This is a genomic window from Microcoleus sp. B5-D4 (assembly GCF_036705145.1).
Classification (GTDB): domain Bacteria; phylum Cyanobacteriota; class Cyanobacteriia; order Cyanobacteriales; family Microcoleaceae; genus Microcoleus.
Genome location: NZ_JAUBTV010000067.1, coordinates 37,645 through 43,644, shown reverse-complemented (window position 1 = coordinate 43,644; position 6,000 = coordinate 37,645). Strand labels below are relative to the sequence as shown.

Genomic DNA, 6,000 nt, shown 5'->3' with positions numbered 1-6,000 from the left:
TATTCACCTGAATTGAATTTAATTGAGATTTTGTGGCGGTTTATCAAATATCAATGGCTCGAAATAGATGCCTACTCTAGCTGGCCATCTCTTGTTTCATCTGTAGAAAAAATTCTTAAAGGATTTGGAGATAATTATGTAATTAATTTTGCTTAACTACTTAGCATTCGGTCACAAGTTTGTCGATGTCTTCAACCGCCTGTTACCGGGCAAAATCCAAGCCGAGACACTGTTAGTGGCAAACGATCGCACGAAGCAGGCACTTCCATCAGGAGTGCGTGGTAAAATTATTGAACTTGTGGAAAACGGCGTGGATTTCTCGGTGTGGCGATCGGACTCTAGCTTATCAAGAGCAGCGACCGGGCAGGTTCATTTTATATTTTTAGGCAGGCTGATCGACTGGAAAGCTGTAGATTTGATGCTGGAAGCCTTCGCGCCCGTCGTCGCTCAAACTGATGCAGTCTTGGAAATCATCGGTGATGGCACATCCGAGGGGAACTCGAAGCTCAAACAGCTCGTTTAGGCATCGACAGCAGCGTTGTATTTAGTGGCTGGCTGTCTCACGACGAGTGCGCTCTCAAAATGCAACAAGCTCATGCAATGGTTTTCCCCACTTTGCGGGAATGCGGCGGGGCAGTGGTGCTGGAGGCAATGGCAGTGGGCTTGCCCGTCATAGCAACGAACTGGGGCGGCCCCGCAGATTATCTGAATTCCACTTGCGGTATTTTAGTAGAACCGACTTCTAGAGAAGGATTTGTCCAAGGACTGACAGATGCGATGCTCAAGCTCGCTCAGTCACCAGAATTACGGCAGAGTATTGGTTGTGCGGGACGGGAACGAGTCCGGCAGCATTTTGATTGGGAACGCAAAGTCGATCGAATACTGGAAATTTATCAACAAACGATCGACGATTGCCCCAAGCATTAGGTAGCCGACCATTAAAGCATAAAGCAGCAGCTTTCAACCTGAAAGCTGCTGCTTGGGGGTGCTAAAAAAGTATGTGGCGGCCCAAAGACCCCCCTCTACATCCTAGCTAGCTAAAAACGGGTTAACCCGTTTGTTTGGTTAACCCGCGAGCTTGGAAACATGCAGATCAATTAGTTTTGCACTACCAGCTTAACGTTGGCATTTTGCAAACCGCGCTGCTTGACTGCTGCCAAGGTCTTGTTAACTGCGTACTTCTGGTTGATGGAGTTGATTAACTCAGTTTGATTGTGCTTTTTGGCGACACCCCAGAGGTCGGCAATCAGGTCAAAGGAACCATCGCTATTGCGAGACCAACCGAGGTCATATTCGCCTTCCAGAATCGCCACGATGTCGGAGCGAACGCGCTGACCGTTATAGCCACGAACATCAGCTTCTGACTTGACTGAAATGCCCAAGTCGCGCAGGGAAGCTTTCAGGATTTCGGCATCGGTGATTTTGGTACGCAGTGTGCTAAAGTGAGACATTGGATTTCCTCCTAATACAACTGAGAGAGAAACAACAACGGTCTGGATTTAACGGTGCCGCTGGGCGGCTCTTGAATCGAACTGCTAGCTGTTGCTAGCCTTTGCTCCTGTTTGGACCAGGAGAAAGCTTTTAGAATTCCATTCGCTGGTATTCAGCGACGGAAGACGCAGCGGGCCGTGCACGCTGTCTAGCCCAATCTCGCAGGGCGGTGACCTGTTCGGTCATTGTTTTAGACAGTGGCATTGTGGATTTAATGGCCGCGATGATGTCTAGCTGCGTAAACTCTCGATCTTGAGCGAAGGCTTCGTACATTGCGGCTACTAGCGCTTGCTCAATCTCTGCACCTGAAAAGCCCTCGGAAACAGTGGAAAGTTGCTCTAAATCGAAGCGAGTAATTTCCCGACGGCGCTTGGACAGGTGAATCTTAAATATATCTTGGCGTTCTTCTTTGGTAGGCAGGTCAACAAAGAAGAGTTCGTCGAACCGACCTTTCCTCAAGAATTCTCCCGGCAACCGCTCGATTCGGTTGGCTGTTGCCATTACGAAGACTGGGGAAGTCTTTTCTTGCATCCAAGTGAGGAAGGAACCGAAAATCCGGCTGGAGGTGCCTCCGTCTGAGTCTGCCGAACCAGTGCCTCCTGCAAAGGCTTTGTCTAGTTCGTCGATGAAGAGGAGGGCTGGAGAGATGGATTCTGCGGTTTTGAGGGCATTGCGGAGATTGGCTTCCGATCGACCCACCATCGAGCCGTCGTAGACTCTACCCATATCTAGCCTCAGCAGGGGCAGTCCCCAGAGGCGGGAGGTGGTCTTGGCAATCAGCGATTTTCCGCACCCGGGTACGCCGAGAATTAACATCCCTTTTGGTTGGGGCAGGCCGTATTCTCTCGCCCTTTCTGTAAAGGCGTTGGAACGCTGTCTCAGCCACCGCTTCAGTTCTTCTAAACCGCCGACTGCATCCAGGGTTTCGTCTTCTTCAATGAACTCTAGAATGCCGTTGCGCCGAATTAATTGCTTTTTCTCCGAAAGAACTATGTCTACTTCTTCTTCTGTGAGGCGCCCAGTCGAAACTTGGGCTTTACGATAAACTTTTTCAGCTTCGTCCTTGGTCAATCCCAAGGCTGCTTTTAAAAGTTTTTCTCGCGCTTCTGTGGTAATGCGTCGCGATTTCGTTTGCTCCAACTGACCAGACAATACTTGGTTGAGTTCCTTCATGTCGGGCAACGCGAAGTCTAACACCACTACTTCCTTTTCTAGCTCGATCGGAATTTGCTGCAAAGGAGACATCAGTATAATTGTCTTTTGCGTTCCTTTGAAGTTGGCGATCGCATCGCGCAACCACCTCGTTACCGGAGGAGAATCTATAAAAGGATGCAAATCTTTGAAAATGTAGATGCTAGCGTTACTGTTGGGTTCTCGCTGCCTGATCACCCATTCAATTGCGGCCTCTGGCGAGACGGTGTTGTGTTGGGTGGTGGTGCGGGGTTGACCATACTCCACAATGCCGTGAGTTACAGTCCAGATAAATACTCGTCGCTGTGGTTTCGCTTGAGCTATTGTCGAAATTGCTTGCTCACACCGCTCTTCCTCGGATGTCACGAGGTAGATCAGAGGATATTGAGCTTGGATTAGAATACTTATCTCTTCTTGCATAGTCCTCGACCCACTAGAGACGGTGCTATCTTTGCTGAATCTCAATGCTGCCCTTCGCCCTCTTACTGAAAATTTCAGTTTTAGCTTTTTGGGGAAGCAAGGCATTCTTAGCAGGGAACCAATTCTTCCTCTCCAGGTTTGGCCGTGCTGGCACTGACGCCCGACACCTGCTTTACTGGAAGATCCTGTTCAGCCAATACGCTCGGCTGACTTTTTACGGATGCCAGTTCTCCATCTCGCATTACTACTGAACCCGTGCATTCTGGACAGTTGTATACCCGATGGGTTTGTCCGTAGGATGCTTCTACTTCGTCAACCAGTTCGGGATTTCCTAGGTAGAAGACAATTGCCCTTTCTGCAATTGATGACATCGGTTCAGTTTCGACTGCGGCTCGGATTTTGAGCTGGCGATGCAGTTCTGGTGGAAGATACAATGTAACTTTTTGCTTTTCTTGCATATGACAGTGAATTGACTTACCCGGGTATGTATATCAGATTAGCCGCTTAATTCTTTGCTGTCAAGCCTCTATGCTGCTTTAGCGTCATCTTGTAATATTTCGTTACATTTGAGGTGACTCTGGGGCAGTTAACAACGAAAAAGTTAGGTGTGTAGCTGATGAGGCCGAGGTGCAGCGGCAGGTATGGGTAGCGTCAATCGATTTTAGATTTTAGATTTTAGATTTTAGAGGCGACCCCACGGATAAATGCGGGGGCTTGAGGATTTTTGATTTTCGATTTTAGATTGATTCCACGGATAAATCACGTGGCGGGTACCACCTTTGAAATTCCTGGTCAAGGACGATCGACCCACTATAAATATGAACAATAGATATATAGGAGTAGGGCCAACAAATTCTTTGAGTCGCCATCTGGGGTAAGGTGCGCCATCAGCACCCAGCCCGCTCATGAGTGCGCCGTAAGCGCCGGTGGACTCAGTACACAACGAAGTTACTAACTTTGGGCGTTTTGATTGTGAAACCAAACTCCCCCAAGCAGTTTTTATTGCTTTAAGTTGGAAAAAAATCAGAACGAGAAATAGCCGTTTTCGGCTTTTTATCGGGCTCAGATTTAACACACCTTGACAGGGCTAGCGATAAGCACCCTACCGTTAGACTTTTTGCAGACATTGTGTAAGCTGTTACGCACTTAATTTTTTTGCCCAAATTCTCGCTACAAGGACTCTAGGCTGCTAAATATTAAATTTCGATGGGTGTCAGCTTATCTTTAATAGGGCAGTGCTGGGTAATATATACTTGGATGCGGACCTGCTAAGCTGAAATTTTTAATTTTAGATATCAAAGAACTGACTGATGGATTTAGACCAACAGATTCAAGCATTGATCGAAAAAGCTCCGCCCGACGGTTCGACGCCACAAATCTTAAAGGCGATCGCCCCGGCCCTGGTGTTAATTTCCCAACAGCTACAGCACCTCGAATACTCGATCCTGCAAGCGGTAGACCAAAGTTGGGCGATCGTGCTTTTGAGCAATCTCAAGCAACCGGGACGGGAGAAGAGGGTGATTTATGCTTGGACAAGTATTAAAGATGCGTCCCAGGCTGCGGCTGCTGGGGGCGATCGCCTCAGACCGGTGCTTTTGCCTGTCACTCACATTTTATTTCAGATGATAGCTCTGGAAGGTCTTGACAGCATTGTTTTTTTTGAAAGTCCCGGAAATCAGGAAGTCGGGACGGAAATTCCTCGCGAGCAAGTACAGAGTTTAATTAACGTTTACTTGCAACAGTACCGATCGGCTCCACCGCCGGATATTGCCTAAACAATTCAATTTTCTATTAATTGGTAACAGGGCATTAGGCATGGGGAATTCCCCATTACCAATTCCCCATTACCAATAAAGTGTAACTTTTTAACCTCTAATAAAGTCTACTCAAAACGTATTCAGCCAAATCAATCAAAGCTTGACGGGACTCTGAATGGGGCAGCGCCGCTAAGTATTCGACGGCTTTCTGTGCGTGATTTGTGGCTAGTTCTCGCGATCGATCTATGCCTCTAGAATCTTCTACCAGTGCCAGGGCCTGCTCTAGATCTCCTTCTTGGGCAAATTCGCGTTCTATGAGAACTTCCAAGTAAGGTTTTTCTTCTAGGGCAAATAGTGCTGGTGCTGTCAGATTACCGCTTCTGAGATCCGAGCCTGCAGGTTTCCCCAAAGTTTCCGTTGAAGCGGTGAAATCTAATATATCATCTACTATTTGGAATGCCAAACCAATGTTCCGACCGTAGTTGTACAAATCGTCTGCTATTTCCGCTGAAACCTCGCTCAAACAGCCCGCTGCTTTGGAACTGTTGGCAATTAAAGACGCTGTTTTGTAATAACTTTTTTCCAGGTACGCTTCGATCGACAAGCTGGTGTCAAATCCATTTAGTCCCTGTTGAATTTCCCCCTCAGCTAAATCCATAATCACTTCTGAAAGCAGTTTGACTACTGGCAGGTTGTCGAGATTTGCCAAATGCCAGGAAGATTGAGCAAACAGAAAATCTCCCGCCAATACTGCGACTCGGTTGTTAAACCGACTGTGAACCGTCGGCACTCCCCGCCGCAGATCCGACTCGTCCACCACGTCGTCGTGTACGAGACTAGCTGTGTGGATCATTTCCGTGATTTCAGCGAGGCGGCGGTGTTTTTCCGTGATTTCCCGATCGGGCATAGTCGCCTTGGCCATCAACAGAACGATTGCGGGTCTCACTCGTTTTCCCTTTGTGCCGAATAAGTATTCTGCAGCCGCGTACAAGATGGGATGACGGGCACCCACTAACTGTTTTAAGTTTTCTGTCAACAGTCGCAGGTCTTCTTCAACCGAGGAAAATAGGAGAGTGCTAGAGATCATGGATACGCCGACTCAAGCCGTAAAGTAACAAAATTTTACATATCATATCTTTAT

The 6,000-nt window shown here is 47.8% G+C and carries 7 protein-coding genes and 1 pseudogene; 4 read left to right on the top strand and 4 right to left on the bottom strand.

Features of this window, described 5'->3' with window-relative positions; translation table 11 throughout:
* From QUB10_RS24925 to QUB10_RS24915, 3 genes and pseudogenes are all read left to right on the top strand, one after another.
* A pseudogene (locus QUB10_RS24925) lies at nucleotides 1-156 on the top strand (IS630-like element ISAcma34 family transposase); the annotation flags it as partial.
* On the top strand, nucleotides 149-523 hold the full coding sequence (locus QUB10_RS24920) for a hypothetical protein (protein WP_333205903.1): 375 nt from the start codon (nucleotides 149-151) through the stop codon (nucleotides 521-523). The pseudogene QUB10_RS24925 and the gene QUB10_RS24920, both read left to right, overlap by 8 nt.
* A complete protein-coding gene (locus tag QUB10_RS24915; RefSeq protein WP_333205904.1) occupies nucleotides 487-927 on the top strand; it encodes a glycosyltransferase family 4 protein in 441 nt (146 codons plus the stop codon). Before QUB10_RS24920 ends, QUB10_RS24915 begins: the two co-directional genes overlap by 37 nt.
* 170 nt (nucleotides 928-1,097) lie before the next feature.
* On the opposite strand, the gene QUB10_RS24910 is transcribed toward QUB10_RS24915, so the two are convergent.
* From QUB10_RS24910 to QUB10_RS24900, 3 genes are all read right to left on the bottom strand, one after another.
* Nucleotides 1,098-1,451 (bottom strand): DUF1257 domain-containing protein, encoded by a 354-nt coding sequence (locus QUB10_RS24910; protein WP_006635781.1) that lies wholly within the window; start codon nucleotides 1,449-1,451, stop codon nucleotides 1,098-1,100.
* A 130-nt stretch (nucleotides 1,452-1,581) separates the two neighbouring features.
* Nucleotides 1,582-3,102, bottom strand: coding sequence for a stress-responsive protein Ycf46 (gene ycf46 / locus QUB10_RS24905; protein WP_333154480.1), 1,521 nt, complete (start codon nucleotides 3,100-3,102; stop codon nucleotides 1,582-1,584).
* 107 nt (nucleotides 3,103-3,209) lie between these two features.
* Entirely contained in the window at nucleotides 3,210-3,560 is a 351-nt protein-coding gene (locus QUB10_RS24900) for a hypothetical protein (protein ID WP_333154481.1), read from the bottom strand.
* An 852-nt stretch (nucleotides 3,561-4,412) separates the two neighbouring features.
* Here QUB10_RS24900 and QUB10_RS24895 point away from each other — a divergent pair.
* Entirely contained in the window at nucleotides 4,413-4,877 is a 465-nt protein-coding gene (locus tag QUB10_RS24895) for a hypothetical protein (protein ID WP_333205902.1), read from the top strand.
* A gap of 97 nt (nucleotides 4,878-4,974) precedes the next feature.
* Here QUB10_RS24895 and sds read toward each other — a convergent pair whose 3' ends face one another.
* Nucleotides 4,975-5,946 carry a solanesyl diphosphate synthase gene (gene sds / locus QUB10_RS24890; RefSeq protein ID WP_333154483.1) on the bottom strand — a complete coding sequence of 324 codons (972 nt, stop codon included), beginning with the start codon at nucleotides 5,944-5,946 and terminating at the stop codon, nucleotides 4,975-4,977.
* Nucleotides 5,947-6,000 lie beyond the last annotated feature (54 nt).